At 70.2% G+C, this 18,151-nt stretch carries 17 protein-coding genes; 6 read left to right on the top strand and 11 right to left on the bottom strand.

Annotated elements, in window-relative coordinates:
- Positions 1-20 precede the first annotated feature (20 nt).
- From AOK17_RS02880 to AOK17_RS02870, 3 genes are all read left to right on the top strand, one after another.
- Positions 21-1,232: an MFS transporter gene (locus AOK17_RS02880; RefSeq protein WP_055610674.1), complete on the top strand. Its 1,212-nt coding sequence runs from the start codon at positions 21-23 to the stop codon at positions 1,230-1,232.
- A 219-nt stretch (positions 1,233-1,451) separates the two neighbouring features.
- Positions 1,452-2,066: a polysaccharide lyase family 7 protein gene (locus AOK17_RS02875; RefSeq protein ID WP_206190662.1), complete on the top strand. Its 615-nt coding sequence runs from the start codon at positions 1,452-1,454 to the stop codon at positions 2,064-2,066.
- 29 nt (positions 2,067-2,095) lie between these two features.
- The gene (locus tag AOK17_RS02870) at positions 2,096-4,402 is read left to right on the top strand and encodes a glycosyl hydrolase family 95 catalytic domain-containing protein (protein ID WP_206190661.1); all 2,307 of its coding nucleotides are present in this window, start codon (positions 2,096-2,098) and stop codon (positions 4,400-4,402) included.
- A gap of 109 nt (positions 4,403-4,511) precedes the next feature.
- Here the strand turns inward: AOK17_RS02870 and AOK17_RS02865 are convergent, their stop codons facing one another.
- The 3 genes from AOK17_RS02865 to AOK17_RS51920 all read right to left on the bottom strand — a co-directional run bounded on the left by AOK17_RS02865 (position 4,512) and on the right by AOK17_RS51920 (position 7,379).
- Positions 4,512-6,224, bottom strand: coding sequence for a thiamine pyrophosphate-binding protein (locus AOK17_RS02865; protein ID WP_055610656.1), 1,713 nt, complete (start codon positions 6,222-6,224; stop codon positions 4,512-4,514).
- Complete coding sequence (locus AOK17_RS02860; protein WP_055610673.1) at positions 6,221-7,006, bottom strand: cyclase family protein; 786 nt, start codon at positions 7,004-7,006, stop codon at positions 6,221-6,223. The genes AOK17_RS02865 and AOK17_RS02860 overlap by 4 nt, the downstream gene beginning before the upstream one ends.
- Positions 7,007-7,076: 70 nt before the next feature.
- The gene (locus AOK17_RS51920; protein WP_245696989.1) at positions 7,077-7,379 is read right to left on the bottom strand and encodes a hypothetical protein; all 303 of its coding nucleotides are present in this window, start codon (positions 7,377-7,379) and stop codon (positions 7,077-7,079) included.
- Between AOK17_RS51920 and AOK17_RS51915 the strand changes: the two genes are divergently transcribed.
- Positions 7,369-7,719: a hypothetical protein gene (locus tag AOK17_RS51915; protein ID WP_245696988.1), complete on the top strand. Its 351-nt coding sequence runs from the start codon at positions 7,369-7,371 to the stop codon at positions 7,717-7,719. The genes AOK17_RS51920 and AOK17_RS51915 overlap by 11 nt on opposite strands.
- 147 nt (positions 7,720-7,866) lie before the next feature.
- Entirely contained in the window at positions 7,867-8,253 is a 387-nt protein-coding gene (locus AOK17_RS02850) for a hypothetical protein (protein WP_055610655.1), read from the top strand.
- A gap of 83 nt (positions 8,254-8,336) precedes the next feature.
- On the opposite strand, the gene AOK17_RS02845 is transcribed toward AOK17_RS02850, so the two are convergent.
- The 6 genes from AOK17_RS02845 to AOK17_RS02820 all read right to left on the bottom strand — a co-directional run bounded on the left by AOK17_RS02845 (position 8,337) and on the right by AOK17_RS02820 (position 14,296).
- Positions 8,337-8,801: a DUF3662 domain-containing protein gene (locus AOK17_RS02845; RefSeq protein ID WP_388369205.1), complete on the bottom strand. Its 465-nt coding sequence runs from the start codon at positions 8,799-8,801 to the stop codon at positions 8,337-8,339.
- A 169-nt stretch (positions 8,802-8,970) separates the two neighbouring features.
- Complete coding sequence (locus AOK17_RS02840) at positions 8,971-10,128, bottom strand: MFS transporter (protein WP_055610654.1); 1,158 nt, start codon at positions 10,126-10,128, stop codon at positions 8,971-8,973.
- Positions 10,112-10,717: a GNAT family N-acetyltransferase gene (locus AOK17_RS02835; RefSeq protein WP_055610653.1), complete on the bottom strand. Its 606-nt coding sequence runs from the start codon at positions 10,715-10,717 to the stop codon at positions 10,112-10,114. Before AOK17_RS02835 ends, AOK17_RS02840 begins: the two co-directional genes overlap by 17 nt.
- Positions 10,714-11,886, bottom strand: coding sequence for a type III PLP-dependent enzyme (locus tag AOK17_RS02830; protein WP_055610652.1), 1,173 nt, complete (start codon positions 11,884-11,886; stop codon positions 10,714-10,716). Before AOK17_RS02830 ends, AOK17_RS02835 begins: the two co-directional genes overlap by 4 nt.
- A gap of 47 nt (positions 11,887-11,933) precedes the next feature.
- Entirely contained in the window at positions 11,934-13,253 is a 1,320-nt protein-coding gene (locus tag AOK17_RS02825; protein ID WP_055610651.1) for a DUF6271 family protein, read from the bottom strand.
- Positions 13,235-14,296 carry a phytanoyl-CoA dioxygenase family protein gene (locus AOK17_RS02820; RefSeq protein WP_055610670.1) on the bottom strand — a complete coding sequence of 354 codons (1,062 nt, stop codon included), beginning with the start codon at positions 14,294-14,296 and terminating at the stop codon, positions 13,235-13,237. The genes AOK17_RS02825 and AOK17_RS02820 overlap by 19 nt, the downstream gene beginning before the upstream one ends.
- Positions 14,297-14,855: 559 nt before the next feature.
- Here AOK17_RS02820 and AOK17_RS02815 point away from each other — a divergent pair.
- Positions 14,856-16,376 (top strand): glycoside hydrolase family 3 protein, encoded by a 1,521-nt coding sequence (locus AOK17_RS02815; RefSeq protein WP_055610650.1) that lies wholly within the window; start codon positions 14,856-14,858, stop codon positions 16,374-16,376.
- Positions 16,377-16,425: 49 nt separating this feature from the next.
- On the opposite strand, the gene AOK17_RS02810 is transcribed toward AOK17_RS02815, so the two are convergent.
- Together AOK17_RS02810 and AOK17_RS02805 are read right to left on the bottom strand one after the other, a co-directional pair.
- On the bottom strand, positions 16,426-17,613 hold the full coding sequence (locus AOK17_RS02810) for an epoxide hydrolase family protein (RefSeq protein ID WP_055610649.1): 1,188 nt from the start codon (positions 17,611-17,613) through the stop codon (positions 16,426-16,428).
- A 60-nt stretch (positions 17,614-17,673) separates the two neighbouring features.
- Positions 17,674-18,105: a helix-turn-helix domain-containing protein gene (locus AOK17_RS02805; RefSeq protein ID WP_055610648.1), complete on the bottom strand. Its 432-nt coding sequence runs from the start codon at positions 18,103-18,105 to the stop codon at positions 17,674-17,676.
- Positions 18,106-18,151: the final 46 nt, after the last annotated feature.

Genomic DNA, 18,151 nt, shown 5'->3' with positions numbered 1-18,151 from the left:
GGTTCGCCGCACGAACCGGGCTGAACGGACTCGTCGGGCTGTCCGGTCTCAGCGGCCCGCAGTACTTCCTGCTGGCCGGATCGTTCCTCATCCCGCTGGGCAGCTTCGCGGTGCTGCCCTTCATGTCGGTGCTGCTGCACGAGCAGTTGGGGATGGGGCTCGGTGCCGTCGGCGTGGTGCTCGCCATCGCCTCGTTCGTGCAGTTCGCCGGTGGCGTCGTCGGGGCGGTGGTCGCCGAGCGCATCGGGCTGCAACGCACCATGCTGCTCGCCCTGTTGGTCCGTACAGCGGGCTTCGCCGGCTTCGTGCCGGGGCTCGGCCATCCCGCCGCGGCCGTCACCGCGCTGTTCCTCGTCTCCTGCGGCGCCGCGCTCTATCTGCCCGCCAACAAGGCGTACTTGGTGCACGGCGTCGCGGACGAGGAGCGCCCGCTGCTGCTGTCGGCGAGCGGCTCCGCCCTCAACGCCGGTATCGCGCTGGGTCCGCTCGCCGCCGCCCCCTTCGTACTCAGCGCCTCCGCCGGACTCTTCACCGCGGTCGCCGTGCTGTTCGCGGCCATCACCGTGGGCCACGCGCTCCTGCCCGTCGAAGCCCCCGACCACCACCCGGACAGGGAAGGCGTCGAGGCCCAACACCCGCCCCGCCAGCGGCAGAAGCCGTTCGCCGGACTGCCGGTCCTGCCCTTCGCGGTCACCGTCCTGAGCGTGTATGTCTTCATGTTCTTCCAGCACTACCTCGCGGTGTACGCCGTGCCCAGGACCTCGACGGAGTTCTACGGTCTGGTCCTCGCCCTCTACGCCGTGCTCCTGGTGGTGGCCCAGCCGCTCCTGTCGGACCGGATAGCCCGCATGCCGTATACCCGTGCCCTGCGACTCGGCTTCACCGCGCTGGCCGCCGGCATGGGCACGCTCACTCTCGGCCACCCCGCCGCCCTCCTGGCCGGAGCACTGTTCATCTGCCTCGGCGAGATCGTGCTCTTCCTCAAGAACGACCTCGAAGCCCTCGCCCGGTCTCCCCGCGCCCCGGCCGTCGTCTTCGGCCACCAGCGGCTGGCCGCCGGACTCGGCGCGTTCGCCAGCGGCATCGCGGGAGGCGCGGGCTACGGACTGGCCGAGCGCTCGGGGTATCCCGGTCTCTTCTGGGCCGCGGTCGCGGTGCAGTGCGCGCTGCTGCCCCCGATCCTGATCCACGCCCTGCGTCGTCTCCGCCCCGGTTCCGTGACCGGCCACTGACCCTGCACATCGGATCTATTTTGGGCTCACCATCATCATTGACGCCCTAAGCAGCCAGATCTACCCTTCGTCAGGAAATAGATCCGATGAATCCCTCGAACCGCTCGCCCATATCACTCTCATCACTCCGAGGATTGGATTGGCATGCCCCCATCAAATCCGTCGAGACGTACCGTTCTCGCCGCCGGAGGCTTACTCGCCGGAGGCGCCGCCTGGGCGATGACCTCGCCGGCGTCCTCCTCCGCTGCCGCCTCCGCCGCGTCGCCCACGGACGGCTGGAGCAAGACCGCGTTCACGTACGGCATGCAGAAGCCGTGGAACCTGGACCTGGCCGACCGGTACAGCACCAGCGGCGGCGTCCACCGCATGTGGGTGTACGACACCGACGAGCCCATGTCGCAGGGCAGTTCCACCGACCCGCGCACCGAGATGCGCTGGCGGCAGGAGTACACCTCCGGACAGCACATGTGGGACGCCGACGTGTACCTTCCGTCCGGCACGAACGGCGCGACCTTCGTGCAGATCCTCCGTGTGATCCACCCGTCCGGCACGCCCGCCACGGACTTCATGCTCAACGCCTACAGCGCGAGCGGCGGCACGGTGAGGGCGTACGACAGCACGGTCCTCAGGACGAACGCGTACAACACGTGGTTCAACGTCAAGCTCGAACACAACGCCTCAAGTCGCAGCGTCAAGGTCTACTTCGACGACGAGCTGGTCCTGACGACCCAGGACCGGGGGCCCGCCACCCGCCACTTCAAGAACGGTGTCTACCACCACGGCAGCGGGCGGGCAGAGGCACGCTTCCGCAACCTCACGTACTGGACGCGGTGAACCATGTCGCAGCTTGGAGGCACCCGCGAATGACCTCTAGAAGAGTTGTGCTCGGTTCGGTGCTGGGCGGTACGGCAGCCGCCGCGCTGCCAGGAGTCGCCGAGGCGGTGCCCGCGCAAGTCCCGGACGCGGTCGGCGAGGACCTCACGGCCGGTTCCACCGGCGGCCGTTGGAAGCTCCGCAACCGCATGGGCTCGGACGGCGCATGGACCGACTTCCTGCGCAGGCAGGACCTGGTCTGGCACAGGATGCCCACGCTGTGGCACGAGGGGCCGTTCCTCGGTGACGGCCGGCTGGGCAGCATGGTCTACAAGGAGCCGGGGGCCAACAGCGTCCGCTTCACCGTCCAGCACGGCGAAGTCCAGGACCACCGGCCCGAGTTCGGCAGCGGCTGGGGCACCTGCCGACTGCCCGTCGGACATCTGACCCTCGATCCGGTCGGCACCATCGGCACGGTCGACTGGCGCCTGAGCCTGTGGAACGCCGAACTCACCGGCACCATCACCACCGACAAGGGCACCCTGACACTCTCCGCCCTCATCCACGACGGAATCCTCGCCGCACGCGTCACGGCCGACGGCGACGAGGAGGTCCGCTGGACGTTCCACCCCGAGGAGGCCGTCAGCCCCCGGAAGATCAGCGAGGCACCGCCGACGGGTTACGTCGCCAACCCGCCCTGGACCACCCGCACCACCGGTGACGTCGAGCAGGTGCTCCAGCCGCTCGTGGGCGGCGGCCAGACCGCGACCGCCTACCGCCGCTCCGGCGACACCCTGCTGCTCAACGTGGCCCACAGCCACCCCTCGGACACCCGGGCCGGGGAAGCCTCGCTCAAGAAGATCCAGCGCGCGGCTCCCTACGGATCGCTCCGCAGGCAGCACACCCGCTGGTGGCACGCCTTCTACCGCAAGAGCTTCGTCTCGATCCCCGACGAACGGCTGCAGAGCTTCCACTGGATCCAGCTCTACAAGATCGCGTCGGCCAGCCGCGAGGGCGGGCCCGTGATGGCCACCTGTGGCCCCTGGCTCGAACCCACTCCCTGGCCCGCCGTGTGGTGGAACCTCAACGTCCAGCTGGAGTACTGGCTCATCCACGGCTCCAACCACCTGGAACTCGACTCGCTCGCCAGCACATTGAGGCAGAACCAGGAGCAGCTGATCGCGAACGTGCCCGCCGCGTACCGGACGGACAGCGCCGGAGTGGGCCGCAGCTCCGACATGTTCGCGACCCGCGGTGTCCCCGTGCCGGGCAGCGGCGGCGAGGCGGGCAATCTGACCTGGGCCCTGCACAACGTATGGCTGAGCTACCGCCACAGCATGGACGAGGACCTGCTGCGCGACACGGTGTACCCGCTGCTGCGCCGCGCGATCAACTACTACCTCCACTTCCTCCAGCCGGGCGACGACGGCAAGCTGCATCTGCCGTCGACGCTGTCCCCGGAGTATCCGGTGGTCCCGCCGAAGGACACCAACTACGATCTGGCGCTGATCCGTTGGGGCTGCGGCACGCTGCTGGAGGCGTCCGAGCGCCTGGGCGTCGACGACCCGCTCGCGCCGCGCTGGCAGGAGGTGCTGGCCAGGCTGACGCCGTATCCGGTGGACGACAACGGCTTCATGATCGGCGCGGACACTCCGTACGCGCAGTCCCACCGCCACTACTCGCACCTGCTGATGGTCTATCCGCTGTATCTCGTGAACTGGGACCAGCCGGAGCAGCGCGAGCTGATCGAGAAGTCGCTCGTCCACTGGCACGCGCTGACCGGCTCCCACCGCGGCTACAGCTACACGGGCGCCGCGTCGCTGTACGCCATGATGGGCCGCGGTGACACAGCACTCTCGTACCTGAAGAAGTTCTTCGACACCACAACCCGTTATCCGTGCCGGGCCAACACCCACTACACCGAGGCCGGGCCCGTCATCGAGACACCGCTGTCGGCGTCCCAGTCCCTGCACGACATGCTCTGCCAGAGCTGGGACGGCGTCGTACGGGTCTTTCCCGCCGTGCCCGACTCCTGGGCCGATGTCACCCTGCACGACTTCCGCACCCAGGGAGCCTTCCTGGTCAGCGCGGTCCGCAGCGGCGGCGTCACCCGCTTCGTACGCGTACGAAGCCTGGCGGGCGAGCCGCTGCGCCTCCGGCACGGTCTGACCGGCGGGCGGGTGACCGCGGTCCTGGACGACGGCAGACCGGCCCGCACCCACACGGCGGACGACGGCACCCTCGCCGTCGAACTGCCCAAGGGACGCGAGGTGTTGCTGTACGTGGGTGAGCGACCCGACCTCGTCATCGCTCCTGTCTCCCCGAGCGAGACGGGAGAGCCCTGGGGACTGCCGTAGACGGTTCGGCGTGGCCGGGCGGCCCACAAAACAGGAGCAACACCGCTGCCCGGTCACGCCGATACCCCGCAGGTCGCGGCCACGACCACGACCGGCCATGGGCCCTCGCTCAGTGTCCGCGGAACGCCTCCTCCAGCCACCAGGCTCCTCGGTCCGCGACCACCTTGGCGTCGATGAGCAGGGGCGCGGAGCGTGGCCCGGCGAGCCAGTCCTCGACGGCCTTCAGATCCGCCCGCGTGTGCACGGTCACCGCCTCGAAGCCGTAGCCCCGCGCCACGGCGGCGATGTCCGTCGGCGGGAACTCGACGGTCTCCAGGGGATGTCCGTCCGGCCCGAAGTGGTGGACCTCGGCCCCGTAGGCGTCGTCGTTGTAGACGACGACCACCATCGGCAGTCCGAGCCTGCGTACGGTGTCGAACTCCGCGGCGCCCATCATCGCGCCGCCGTCCCCGAGCGCGGCCACGGGGAGCCGGTCCGGCCGTGCCAGTGCCGCGCCGATCGCCGTCGCAAGGCCCAGGCCGATCGACTGGAACGCCTGGGTGAAGCAGAGGCCGTTCTCGTCCGGCACCGACAGGTACATGCTCGGGTAGCCCATGAAGTTGCCGGAGTCCACGCCGATCACCCGCTCCGCGGGGAGGATGTCGTCGAGCGCGATGCTCAGTGTGCGCGGGTCGATGCGCTCGCGGGTGCTCGTGTCGTCGTACGACACGTCCCGCCAGCGCACGCGTGCGGCGATGGACGCGCCGATGTCGGCGGTCCGAGAGCCCTGCCGGGACTGTTGCCTTTGCTGAGCCCGATGCCCCTGCTGGGCCTGTTCCCCTTGCTGGGCCTGCCGGTTCGCATCGTGCGTCTGCAGCGCGCGCCGGGCCGTGAGTTCCACGTCTCCGGTGACTCCGAGGTGCACTTCGCGGTGCGCGCCGAGGGCCGACGCGTCGTCGTCGACCTGTACGACGGTGGTGTCCGGGCCGATCAGCCGACCGTGCCGCATGGTCCACATGTTCAGCGCGCAGCCCCAGCCGACGATCAGGTCGGCCTCCTGGATCAGTTCGGCCGCCAGGGGCGATGCGAAGCCTCCGGACACGTCGAGCGACCACGGGTCGCCGTGGAACAGGCCGCGCGCGACGGCCGACGTCGCCAGCAGCGCGCCATGGCGTTCGGCGAGCGTCACCAGGGCGTCCCGGGCGCCGGGCGAACGCGCTCCCCGGCCGGCCACGAACACCGGCCGCCGGGACTTCTCCAGCACCCGCGCCAGCGCCTCGACATCGGCGAACTCCGGCTCCACCGGAGCCCGTTCGGGCGGCACGACGGCGAGGGCGGACTCACCGGCGAGCGCATCGGGTACGTCGAGGGCCTGCACGCCCAGCGGAAGGTTGAGCAGCACGGTCCGCCGCTCGCACACGGCTCGGCGAACGGCGTCGAGGGCCTCCGTGACCGCGTCCTCCGCCGACGTGACCCGCGCCGAGACCGCGCCCACCGATCGCGCCAACGCCTCCTGGTCGACATGGAAGTTGGACCGCGGCTCGGTCACCTCGGCTGCCAGCACGAGCAGCGGCGTACGGCTCTTGGCCGCCTCGGCGATGCCGGTCATGGCGTTCGTCAGGCCGGGTCCCTGATGAACGCTCAGCGCGGCCACCGTTCCGCTCATCCGCGCGTACGCGTCGGCCATGGTCGCCGCGCCGCCTTCATGACGTGCGGCCACGAACCGCGAACCCGCCGCGACCATGGCATTGGTGAGATGGAAGTTGCCCGAGCCGACCACGCCGAAGACCTGACGTACCCCGGCCGCGTACAGCGCCCGCCCGACGGCCTCGGCGACCTTCACGAACGTTCCACCAGGGCGAGCACCCGCGCGGGTGACCCGGACCCCGTGACGATCGGCAACGGCCCGGCGACGACGACGGCGCCGGTCGCGGGCAGCGCCGCCAGGTTCTGCAACTGGGTGAGCCCGTACTTGTCGCTGCCCATGAGGTACGAGTGACACGGGAAGGCCGGGTCGAACGAGTGGGCCCCACCGGCGTCGGTGCCCACCGTCTCGACCCCGAGGCCGATGACGGGCGACTCCTGAGCCACCCAACGGGCGCATTCCGCCGACAGGCCAGGGGTGTGCGGGCCGTTCTCGTCGGCGTTCAGGAACGGCTCCTGCGCATGCGAGCGCGCGTCCCAGCCGGTCCGCACCAACAGCCAGCCGCCGTCGGGCAGCGGCCCGTGCTCCGCCTCCCACGCCTTCACATGGTCGACCTCCACGAGGAAGTCCGGGTTCTCCCGCGCCTCCGCCGTGAAGTCCAGCACGGCGGCGGGCGCCACCAGCCGGTTCACGGGTACGGACGCCACGTCGGCCAGGTCCTTCCCGGTCACCCAGTGGTTCGGGGCGTCGAAGTGGGTGCCGGTGTGCTCGCCGCTGCGGAAGTTGTTCCAGTACCAGGCCGGTCCCCGGTCGTCGTACCTGCTGATCTCGTCCAGCTCGAACACCGCCGTCTGGCCGAACTCGGGCGGCAGCTGGAGTACCGGTGTCGTCGACGACAACGGCGCCGTCAGGTCGACGACTTCGATCGCCCCACTCCGCAGCGCGGACACCAGCGAGGCGAGGACGGACGGCTCGGGCATGAAGACCTCCATGAGGCGGCGCGGAACTGACAGCATGGCACCGGACATGACGAATGCGGTTCCGTGGTACTCACAGTCCGGTTGAGTCGGGCGACGGGATGGACGGGGGCACGATGTTCGGAGGGCGTACGGCCGCGATGGCGGCGTCGGTGATCGCGGTCGGGGTACTGGGACTGACCGGCTGCACGTCCGGGTCGGGCGGTGATTCGGCGAAGTCGCCCGATGCGGCGGGAACAACAGGCACTGCGGGTACTGCGTCCAGTACCGCGCCTCCTTCCTCCGCCTCACCGCCGGCCTCACCCACGCCCTCCCCGTCCGATTCGGCCTCTGCTTCGGCTTCGGCTTCGAGGAGCCCGTCGCCGGTGCCCGTCACGGGGCCCAAGCAGAAGCTGGTGACCATGACGGTCACCGGCGGCTTCGCGGGCGTCAACCAGAAGGTGGTTCTCCGGGGCGACGGCAGCGTCCTCGCCGAGGACAAGGGCGACCCCGTGGTGCGCCGCACGAGCGCGGCCCAGTTCAGGGAACTGCGCACGCTGCTCGGCGATCCGGCGCTCGCCGATGTCCCCGAGTTCACGATCAACACGGGGGCGGCCGACATGTTCCAGTACGCGCTGCAGTTCAACGGCCGCACGGTCATGACGGACCGCTCCGCCGAGCAGCCCGCGCTCGACCGGCTCATCGACGCCCTCAGCGAATGGTTGCCGGGGCGCTGACCTCACAAGCCGACGGTTCTCTCAGGCCGAGCGAGCCAGGGGGCAGGGCGTCGGGGCACGTAACTCATGATCATGCCCCTCGTTGGTCCGCCCGGACATCAATCACGACGCCCGTCGGGCCCGGAAAACTGCTTGAGGTCGCTTCACATGCGCAGCATCACCAAGAAGATCACCGCGGGGATCGGAACCCTTGCCGCGGCACTCGGCTGTGTCATCGTCGCGGGGCCGCCCGCGGCGGCGGACGGCAAGTGGTGCAACCTCTCCGTCTGCATCGAGACGTACGACACGGGCACCTATCTGGGCAGGGTCGAGGTCTCGGTCACCAACACCAACCAGCCGCACCGCATCAGCGCCCGCGTCTGGACGACCAACGGCTGGGCCGCCAACACCAAGGTGGAGGACGTCTCCGCGTTCAGGACCTACCGGGACCAGGCATACCCCCAGCGCCACTTCCCCGCGGGCACCCGGCTCTGCGCGGAGGGCTTCCGCGGCGGCGCGAGCGTGGGCCTGCCCTGCGTCACGCTCACGAACTGAACGGGGGCGCAACCCCGGCCGAACACCTCGGGCCCGACGCCCGGGGCCTGGCGCTTCGGGCCGGGCGCTTCCGGCCCCGGGGGTCAGTGGTGGAACGATTCGGCCCGTACGTGGCGCATCACGCGGCTCGTCACCCGGTACCGGCCGTTCGGCACGGAGGGCGCCTTGGTGACATGCACGGCGAGCGGTCCGGCCCATGCGTAGCCCCGGCTCTCGCCATGCCGGAGCAGGCTGTCGGTGAGCACCTGGTCGACGCGACCGCCGTTCCGTTCCAGTTCCTGATGGACGGACTCGGGCAGTTCGACACCGTAGGCGTTGGGGACGACGACCAGGCTCTCACTGCACACGACCGCGTGGTCGTCGCACTCCCTGCGCAGGGCGGCGAGCAGTTCGACCGGTTCCTTGTGGCGGAACTGCGCGAGCAGCGACGCTCCGAAGCGCTCCATCGCTCGCTCCAGACCAGTGAGTCCGCTCGCGGCGCCCTCGGGCTGCTCCGGCACCGGCTCGCTGTTCGCGGTCTTGCGACTCTTCTCTTCGGGGAGGGTCACGGCGGGCGGGACTCCTTGGTCGTGTGAGTTCGTGTCGTTGTGCTCCATTCGTCTCCAGGTTCCCCGTAAGGGGAGAACAACTCGTCTCCGGCACGTGCCGGGGCAGGTCCCGTCGGCAGCACTGCCCACGGGACCCGCCCATGACGGAATCGACGACCGGCGTAACGGATCAGCTGCTGACCGGTGTCCAGCGGATCTGCGTGCTGCACAGGGACACCACGACCGCCGCCGCCGCGACCACCCCCAGCCCCCACACCAGGCTGCTGGCATTCGCCACGAAGCCGATGAACGGCGGACCCGCCAGCAGTCCCGTCGTGCCGGTGGCGGCGACGAGGGCCAGCGCGTCCGAGCCCTGTTTGGCGGCGGCCACGTACACGCACGGGGTGACTGCCGCGCATCCCAGTCCGACGCAGGCGAAGCCGATGAGGGCAGGGACCACTCCCCCGCTCACCAGGGCGAAGGCCAGCCCGGCGGCGGCCAGCGCGCTGCCGAGGAGAACGACCCGTCCGTCGCCCCAGCGGCTGCGCCAGCCGTCGGCGAAGAGACGGGCCACCACCATCATTCCCGAGACCACGGCGATGCCCATGGGCGCCAGCTCCGCCGACGCCTTGGCCACGTCCTTCAAATAGAGGGCGGACCAGTCGGTCATGGCGCCCTCGGTCACGGTGCCGAACGCCATGGCGCAGCACATCCACAGCGTCATACGGGACGGCAGGTTCCATCTGCCGCGGGTCTTCCGCTCCTTCTCCTCGGCGGGCGCGTCCTCGGAGAGGAGACCGGGGCGCGCGGCGGCGGTCAGCAGGACGAGAAGCACGGCAGCCACGCCGAAGTGCGCCGCGACCGACGAGGTCGCCGCGTTCATGCCGGACGCGAGAAGCGCGGCGAGCAGGGAACCTCCGCTGAATGTCGCGTGCAGTCTGGCCATGGTGTTGCGTTCGTGCCGGGTCTCAAGGGCCGCACCCTGCGCGTTCATTGCGACGTTCAGGCATCCCACGAAGACGCCGTCGACGCCCATGACCAGCAGGGCGACCGGATAGTTGGGCGCCCCGGCCAGCGCCAGGAGCAGGAGGGTCAGGCAGAGGGCCGACAGGAGCGCGAGCCGCGCCGAACCCAGCCGCTTCATGAGCACCGGGACCAGCGGGAACGACGCCACCGCGCCGATCCCCGCGGCCATCAGCAGCACGCCCACCTCGGCCGCGGTCAGACCGAGGTCCGCCTTGATGGCCGGGATCCGCGCGGCCCAGGTGGCGTACTGGAAGCCGAGGGCGCAGAACAGTGCGGCGATCGCCAACTGACTGCGCAGGAAGGGGTCATGGACACGGGACACGCGGATCAGCTCGCTTCGTGGGGACGGAGGGGCCGCGCGGCACCACGCCGGTCGGCTCAGGCTGTGCACCCAGGTCGGTCGGCACCGCCCTGGACATGTAGACGGCGTTCGCGCCGTAGCCGCCGGGCGAGATCCCCGGGTGTGCGGTGTAGCCGCGGGCCGACCAGAACGTGTCGCTGCGGCCGACGGCGATCAGCGAGATCCGTTCGTACCCGCGCGCCCGGGCCGTCAGGGTGAAGTGGTGAAGAAGGCGCTGCCCCAGTCCCCTGCCGCGAAGACCCTCCTCGACAACGATGTCGTGGAGGTGGAGATTGCGAGTTGCGGGCGCGGGCTGCGGCGGGACCACCGCCTCCTCGGTCCGTGCCAGGTCCGGGTACCTGAGGGCCGGATAGGGCAGTGCCAGCAGGTAGCCGGCCGGCCCGGATCCGACGTCCAGGACGAAGCACGTACCCGGCGAGATCTCCGCCCGCGACCGAAGCGCCGCGCGGCCCTCCGACAGGCCGAGTGCGGTGTAGGCACGGGACTCGATCGCCACGATGCCGTCCCAGTCGGCCTCGGTGATGTGGCGTATGTGTACGACGTCGGTCACGGCCGGCCCGCCCTTGTCCAGGTGTAGGGGAGCGGATCGAAGCCGTTGAAGCCCTGGGTCATGTAACTGATCGCGTAGGCACCGCTGGACATCACCCAGACCGGATCCCCCGACGCCAGGTCCTTGGGTACGTGGACCAGACCGCCGTGTTCATGGAGGTAGGCGTCGTCGCTGTCGCAGGTGGGACCCGCCACGACGGCGGGAACGTACTCGGCTTCGGGGTGGGTGGGGAACACGAGCCGGTACTGCAGCGCGTCCATCTCGTAGAGCCCGTTGAACTTGCCGCAGCTCAGATAGAGCCAGTGCTGCCGCTCGCCGTCCGGTCCGCGCCGCTCGGCGAGCCGGGCCACATGGGCCCGGATGGCTCCCTGGTCGGCGACCAGATGGCGCCCCGGTTCCATGACGAATTGGAGATGGTCGCCGTGAACGCCCCTCAGGTACCGCATTCCCTCGCGGATCACGGCGAAGATCTTGTCCATCGGCGGATCCAGGGGCATGCCGAACCTGTCGAGGTATCCGAGTGCCGGAAGACCGCCGCCGAGGTTGACATGGTCCAGGGTCATCCCGCGCCGCCCCAGGGCGGTCAGGACGTCCGCGAGGGATTCGACGGCGCTGTGCCAGGCGTCCGCCGTCATCTGCTGGGACCCGACGTGCACGGACAGGCCCGAGGGTGTCAGGCCCTGAGCCCGTGCCGCCTCAAGCACCTGTACGGCGTCGGCGGGCGAGCAGCCGAACTTGTTGCTGAGGCCCCACAGTGCCCCTTCACCGCTGGTCGTCAGCCTGCAGAACACCCGGGCACCCGGGGCATGGGCGGCGATGGCCGCCACGTCCTCCAGGCTGTCGGTCGCGAAGTCCCTGACGCCGAGGCGATGGGCGTCGGCGATGTCCCGGTCGGACTTGATTGTGTTGCCGTAGTGCATGCGGTCGAGCGGCACCCCCGCCCGCAGCGCCTGCTCCAGTTCGCGCGGGCTCGCCCCGTCCACTCCGGCGCCCTTCGCCGCCAGGCACGCGAGCACCTCGTCCACCGGGCAGGCCTTCATCGCGAACCGCACGAGGACGCCGGGCAGTTCGCGCCGAAGCGTCTCGTAGCGGTCCTCGATACCGGTCAGGTCGAAGACGATCCGGTCCTCGTCGGCGGCCTCCAGTGCGGCGAGCAGGGCCGCGGACACACGCCCGGCTGACTCATGCGCTGCTGACTCATGCCTCGTGGCCGCCCTCACCCCGGCCGCCCCGGTGACGGGTGCACGGGGGTGTGCCGGGCCGCGTGCACCAGCGGCCCCCATGCCTCGGTCAGGAGGGCGAAGTCCTCCATGTCGCTGCGCGCCTCGTCGAGGAGCCGTTCGCGGCGCGTGGCCAGAAGGTCGGCGAACTCGGCGTACGCGCCGCCCAGTTTCCGGTACGCCATGTCGAGGGCATCCAACCGCTCGACGTTCTCGGTACGGTCGAGCCGCGTGCTCTCGCTCACCAGCCGGGCGACGACGGACGCGCGCACCTGTCCCCGCTCGTCGGCCAGCTCCGGGCCTGCCTCGGCCATCCCGTCGTAGACGACGTTGAAGTAGAGCATCGACAGCAGGAACTTGACGTAGCGCATCTGGTACGCGGTGAAGCCCGCGTCCGTTCTGCGCTCGCCGGTGTAGAAGTTCACGATGTTCCGGTTGTGCAGCACACCGGGCAGCGCGGCGTCGTGGACCAGGTGGATCAGGAAGTAGTCGCTGCCGATGGTGTCGGTGGCCGGTGGCAGCGGTACGTGTTCGTGCACCCCGTGGAAGCTGATGTTGCACATGTCCACGCGCATGGGGTCGACCAGGGCGAGCGTCGAGTGGTCCCGGACGAACGGGTCCGTGCCCGCGCCGCGGAAGGACTCGTCGACGAGTTCCCTCTTCTGCTCGGCCGACCAGTGGCCGGGTGCCCAGAGGCTGACCAGGTCGTAGTAGACGTCCGGGTCGATCCGGAGGATCTCGCCGATGTCCACGGACAGTTCGCCCACGAAGGAGCTGCCCACCATCGCGACCCGCTTGTCCGCGTGCTGTGCGTCCAGGGCGTTCTCGGTGACGTCGGGTGCGGCGTCGGCCGCGCGTCTGCCGAGCGAGGTGAGTTCGTGGTGGATGGGGAAGACGGTCTCGCCGTTCACGACCTGGTACCGGCTGTCGGAGTCCCTGCGGTGCACGGACTCGCAGCCGAGCGCGGCGCCGATGAGGAACGCCCTGTTGGTGCAGGCACCGTAGGAGAGACCCGCAGGGAGCATCAGTTCCAGCAGGAGGTCCGGCTTCGTGGCTGCGGCCCGGCCGATCGCCCGCTGGAGGAAGTCCCGCTGCCGCGCCTCGTCGAGGTGGTGCACGACGATCCGCGGGCCGACGGGGAGGCGGCGCACGGTATCGGCGTGTTCCGCGTAGGCGGGCGCGTCGCTGGAGTCGAGGATCAGCAGGTGCACCTCGGTGTCGAAGTGCTCGGCCGCGTAGGCCGCTTCCTCACCGATGGCCTCGATCGTCGCGGAGCAGGGCCTGTTGGTGGGAAGGGTCAGACATATTCTGCGCATGCCGCTTCTCCGACCGGCTCGTCCAGTTCCGGACCGTTCCAGGAGGCGAGACCCAGCAACTTGGCGCCCAGGTCGCTGAGTTCGGCCCTGCCGTACCGCAGGGACTCGTGTCGCACGGCGTCTCCGAGCAGGGTCGCGTTCCAGTCCGGTGTGCTGAGGGTGCGCCATGACTCGACCCGTGAGTCCCTGAGGGTCCGGTGGGTCTCCAGCGCAGGCATCATCGACAGGTACTGCACCGCCCGCACGCCGTTGCGGGTGGAGGTGTTGGGTGCCACTCCGTGTGCCAGGAGACCGTTGAAGATCAGCAGGTCGCCGGCTTCGAGTTCCGGTCGTACGACGGGGAGTTCGGCCTTGTCGATCCTGGGCCGGATCGGGTCTCGGTCGTCCGGCTGGAGTGCCTTCCACCGGTCCAGCTGCCGGAACAGTTCGGGGCAGCACTGGAAGCCGCCGAGTTCGGGACTGGTGTCGTTGAGCGCGATGATCCCCTGGACCCGCTGCGGCGGTATGCCGAGCGTGGTGTCGACGTCCCAGTGCAGCTCGATGTCGAAGCCCTCGTCCGTGCTCGGGATCAGGGCCCGGTCGCGGTTCTTGACGTTGGGCGGGTTCAGGTTGAGCCGGTCGAGGGTCACCCACAGCTCTTCGCAGTCCCATACGTCGACGAAGGCGTCGTAGACCCGCTGCGCCTGGCGGCTGTCCCACAGGAGTTGATGCTGGTAGGCCTCGACGAACCCGTAGATGTGCAGGTCACGGTCCAGGTCCGAGCGGTACTCGCGATCCTCGTACCAGGTGTCCGGGCGTTCGGGGTCGAGTCCTTGGAAGTCCCAGGCGAAGTCCAGCAGGTTCCGGGCCGCCGGGGCCGGGATGGCCTGCTTGACCACGACGTAGCCATAGGTCTGCCATAAGGCCAGGTCTTCCTCGGACAGCACCCTGAGCGGGACGGTCTTCTTCAGGTCGCGCAGCGGGGTCTGCGCCAGATAGGTCTCGCCGTCCGAACTGAAGTAGGGGACGCGAGACGCGGCTCGATGGAGATACTCGTCAGGCATGGGCGTGCAGTGCTCCGGACCTCGGGGTTCCCCGCCGACGGAGGTGTCGACGAGGACGGGAACGCGGTCACCGGTGGCTCGCGGCACGTGAATCGCGTGGATCCGGACGGGCGGCGGGCTGCGCAGCCCGCCCGATTCCGGACGCGCACCGGCGCTGTACGACGACACCGGAAGCAGCGCACGTCGCACGGCATGAAGAGAGACGGCCGGCCTGCAGGGTCACTGCATCGGGTGCCGCGCCAGCCCCCTCGAACTCGCGTGCCACTAATTTGGACTAGACCAACCGTCGTGTCAAACATGGTCGTTGACTGCGTGTCGCACCCAAATCGCCTGCACCAAGGCCCGGTTGAGAGCGCCCGGACAGCGGACCACCTGGCACAAGAGCCCCAGGACAACGCCCGCGCAGCGACCCAACCAGCCTCTTGACACGAGCGGTTAGCCTGAGCGGAGACTCATTGGTCTGTACCAAGCTGTTCTCTATCAAGCTGTGCCGTGGTGTCGATGTGTCGTCATCGGCGGCACCGACGCACGGGCCCTACCCGAAAGGCGAACGCACTCGATGGTCTCCAGCAAGCACAGCAAGGAGTTGCGGCGGCTGGCGCTCTCCGTCCTGCAGCCGGGGTTCGTGGGTACCGAGGCACCGGACTGGGTTCTGCGCGAGATCGGCGACGGGCTGGCATCCGTCGTGCTCTTCTCCCGCAACATCGTCTCGCTGGACCAGGTCGCCCGGCTGACCGATCAACTGCGTGCGGAGAACCCCGAGTTGATCATCGCCATCGACGAGGAGGCCGGTGACGTCACCCGCATCGAGTCCGCCACCGGCTCCACCCGGCCGGGCAACTTCGCCCTCGGAACCGTCGACGACACCGAGCTCACCGAGTCCGTCGCGGCCGGCCTCGGCCGCCAACTGCGCGCCGTCGGCGTGAGTCTCGACTACGCGCCCAGCGCGGACGTCAACTCCAACCCGGACAACCCGATCATCGGGGTCAGGTCCTTCGGCGTGGACCCGAAGGTGGTGTCCCGGCACACCGCCGCGTGGATCCGGGGACTTCAGTCGGCCGGTGTCGCCGCCTGCGCCAAGCACTTCCCGGGCCACGGCGACGTCGCCGTCGACTCCCACCACGGCCTGCCCACGTACGGCGCCGACCGCGAGGAGATCGCCGCGCAGGCCCTGCCACCGTTCCGGGCCGCCCTGGACGCGGGAGTTCGCGCGGTGATGAGCGGCCACCTCCTGGTGCCCGCGTACGATCCCGACCTGCCCGCCACCCTCAGCCCGCGCATCCTGGGCGACCTGCTCCGCGGGGAGCTCGGGTTCGAGGGGATGACAGTCACCGACGCCATCGAGATGGGTGCCGTCACCGACCTCTACGGCATCGAGGGCGCCACCGTGAAAGCGGTCGCCGCCGGTGCCGACGCGGTCTGCGTGGGCGGCGAGAACGCCGAAGAGGCGACCGTCGCCCTCCTCGCCGATGCTCTCGCCGACGCCGTGGCCTCCGGCGACCTCACCCGGGAGCGGCTGGAGGAAGCGGCCGGGCGCGTACGGGCGTTCGCCGACTGGTCGGCCGGCCTGGTCCAGGCCGACATCGTCGACGCGATCAGCAGCGACATCGGTTTCATGGCGGCCCGCCGCGCCATCCGGCTGGCCGGAGCGGCGAGGGAGGCTCTGCCCCTGTCCGCCCCGCCGCATGTGGTGGAGTTCGTGGCCACCACCAACCTGGCCATCGGCAAGGAGACGCCTTGGGGTGTCGCCGCCCCGCTGAGCGAGCGGCTGCCCGGCACGACCACCGTACGGGTGCGTCCCCAGGAGCTGGACTCACGGACCGCCGCCATGAGCGCCCTCAAGACCCGCGCGCTCGAACCGGCCGCCGGACGGCCCTTGGTGGTCGTCGTCAGGGACGCCTCCCGGCACGAGTGGATGGCCCGCGCCCTCGCGGACCTGATCGCGGCACGTCCCGACGCGATCGTCGTGGAGATGGGCCTGCCGAGTGCCGCTGTTCCGGGGGCGGTTCAGATCTTCACCCATGGCGCCACCGCCGCCTCCGGGGTGGCCGCCGCGGAGGTGCTGGTGGGGGCTCGGTAGGCCGTTGGGCGGGGCTGGTGGGCAGGCCTGCCTTTTGGCCGGCCTGCCCTCAGCCCGTTGCCGCCGCCTGCGCCGCTGCCCGGAACGGGCGGAAGAACGCGCGCACCTCTTCCGCGTACGACTCGGGCTCCTCGAACGGTGCGAAGTGCCCGCCGCGCGGGGGTTCGGTCACGCGTACGGCGTTCGTGGTGCGTTCGAGCCAGGCTCGCGGTGGGCGCACGATGTCGCCGCGGAAGAGCGAGAAACCGGACGGTACCTCGACCCGGCGGGCAAGCTGCGCGGGCGGGATCGCGCCGTTCGCGTTGTACATGCGCATCGACGAACCGATCGTCCCCGTGAGCCAGTAGAGCGTGACGTTCGTGAGGATCTCGTCCTTGGTGAACGCCCGCTCGATGTCACCGTCACAGTCGCTCCACGCCCGGAGCTTCTCGACGATCCATGCGGCGAGGCCGGCCGGTGAGTCGGTGAGCCCGACGGCGGCGGTCTGGGGCTTCGTGCGGTGCATGGCGGCGTAGGCGCCCTCGGTCGCGCTCCAGGCCCCGACACGCTCGATCCAGGCGCGTTCTTCGGGCGCGAGGTCGGCCGGGTCGCCGGTGAGGACGGGCAGGCCGCCGTCCATGCGGTGGACGGCCACGACCCGGTCGGGGTGGTCGAGCGCGAGGTAGCGGCTCACATGACTGCCGATGTCCCCGCCCGCCGCACCGAACCGCTCGTAGCCGAGGACGCCCATGAGCTCGGCCCACAGCCCGGCGACCGCGATGGAGTCGAGCGGCTGGCCCGTGGGACGGTCGGAGTACCCGAAGCCCGGCACGTCGGGAACGACCACGTCGAACGCGTCGGCGGGATCGGCGCCGTGCGCGCCGGGATCGGTGAGGAGCGGGACGACCTTCGAGTAGCGCCAGAACGAGTCCGGCCAGCCGTGGGTGAGGACGAGCGGCAGGACCGGCCCGGTCGGCGCGACGGCCCGGGCGTGTACGAAGTGGATGCCGAGGCCGCCGAGCGGGACTCGGAAGCGGGGCAGCCGGGCGAGCGCCGCCTCCTGCGCCGGCCAGTCGAACCCGTCCGCCCAGTAGGCGATCAGCTCACGGAGGTAGGCGATGTCGGTGCCGAGCGACCACCCGGCGTCCTCGGGCGCGTCCGGCCAGCGCGTCGCGCGCAGTCGCGTACGGAGGTCTTCGAGCACCGCGGGATCGGTGTGCGGTGCGAACGGCTCGGGGCGGGGCGAAGCGTCCGACATGGGACGCACCCTATAAGCCGCGCCCCGGCGTGATCGCGCTGCCTCAACGGGGTACCGGGGTCACGGTGGCCCCGAAGCCCGCTTCCTGGGGACTCCGACGACGCCGGACACGGCGGCCTTGAGAATGCGGCGGAAGGTGGGGCATTCCATATGGCTCGGCGCGGGGCAGGCGGCGGCGTGCCGCAGGGAATCGCGCAGGACGCCGAGTTCGCGGATCGTCCTGTCCAGCTCCTCCGCCCTGTCCGTGAGCATCTGCCGGTCGATGCTCGGCTGCCCGTCCGGCGCGGTCATGCGCGCGATCTCGTCGAGCGAGAACCCGGCGGTCCGCCCCAACGCGATCAGCGCCAGGCGCTCCAGCACGCCGGGGTCGTACTGACGGCGCAGGCCCCGCCTGCCGGTCGGGGCGATCAGCCCCTTCTCCTCGTAGAACCGCAGCGTCGAAGCGGGAACCCCGGCGCGGTGCGCCACCTCGGAGATGTCCAGGTCTGTCATTCTCTTGACCTCAAGTCGACTTGAAGTAGCACGCTTTCACCCGGGC

Origin of the sequence: Streptomyces phaeochromogenes, from assembly GCF_001418655.1 — a bacterium.
GTDB classification, from domain to species: domain Bacteria; phylum Actinomycetota; class Actinomycetes; order Streptomycetales; family Streptomycetaceae; genus Streptomyces; species Streptomyces phaeochromogenes.
Note: the sequence above shows the minus strand (reverse complement) of the source record. Positions and strands in the feature narration are given on the sequence as shown.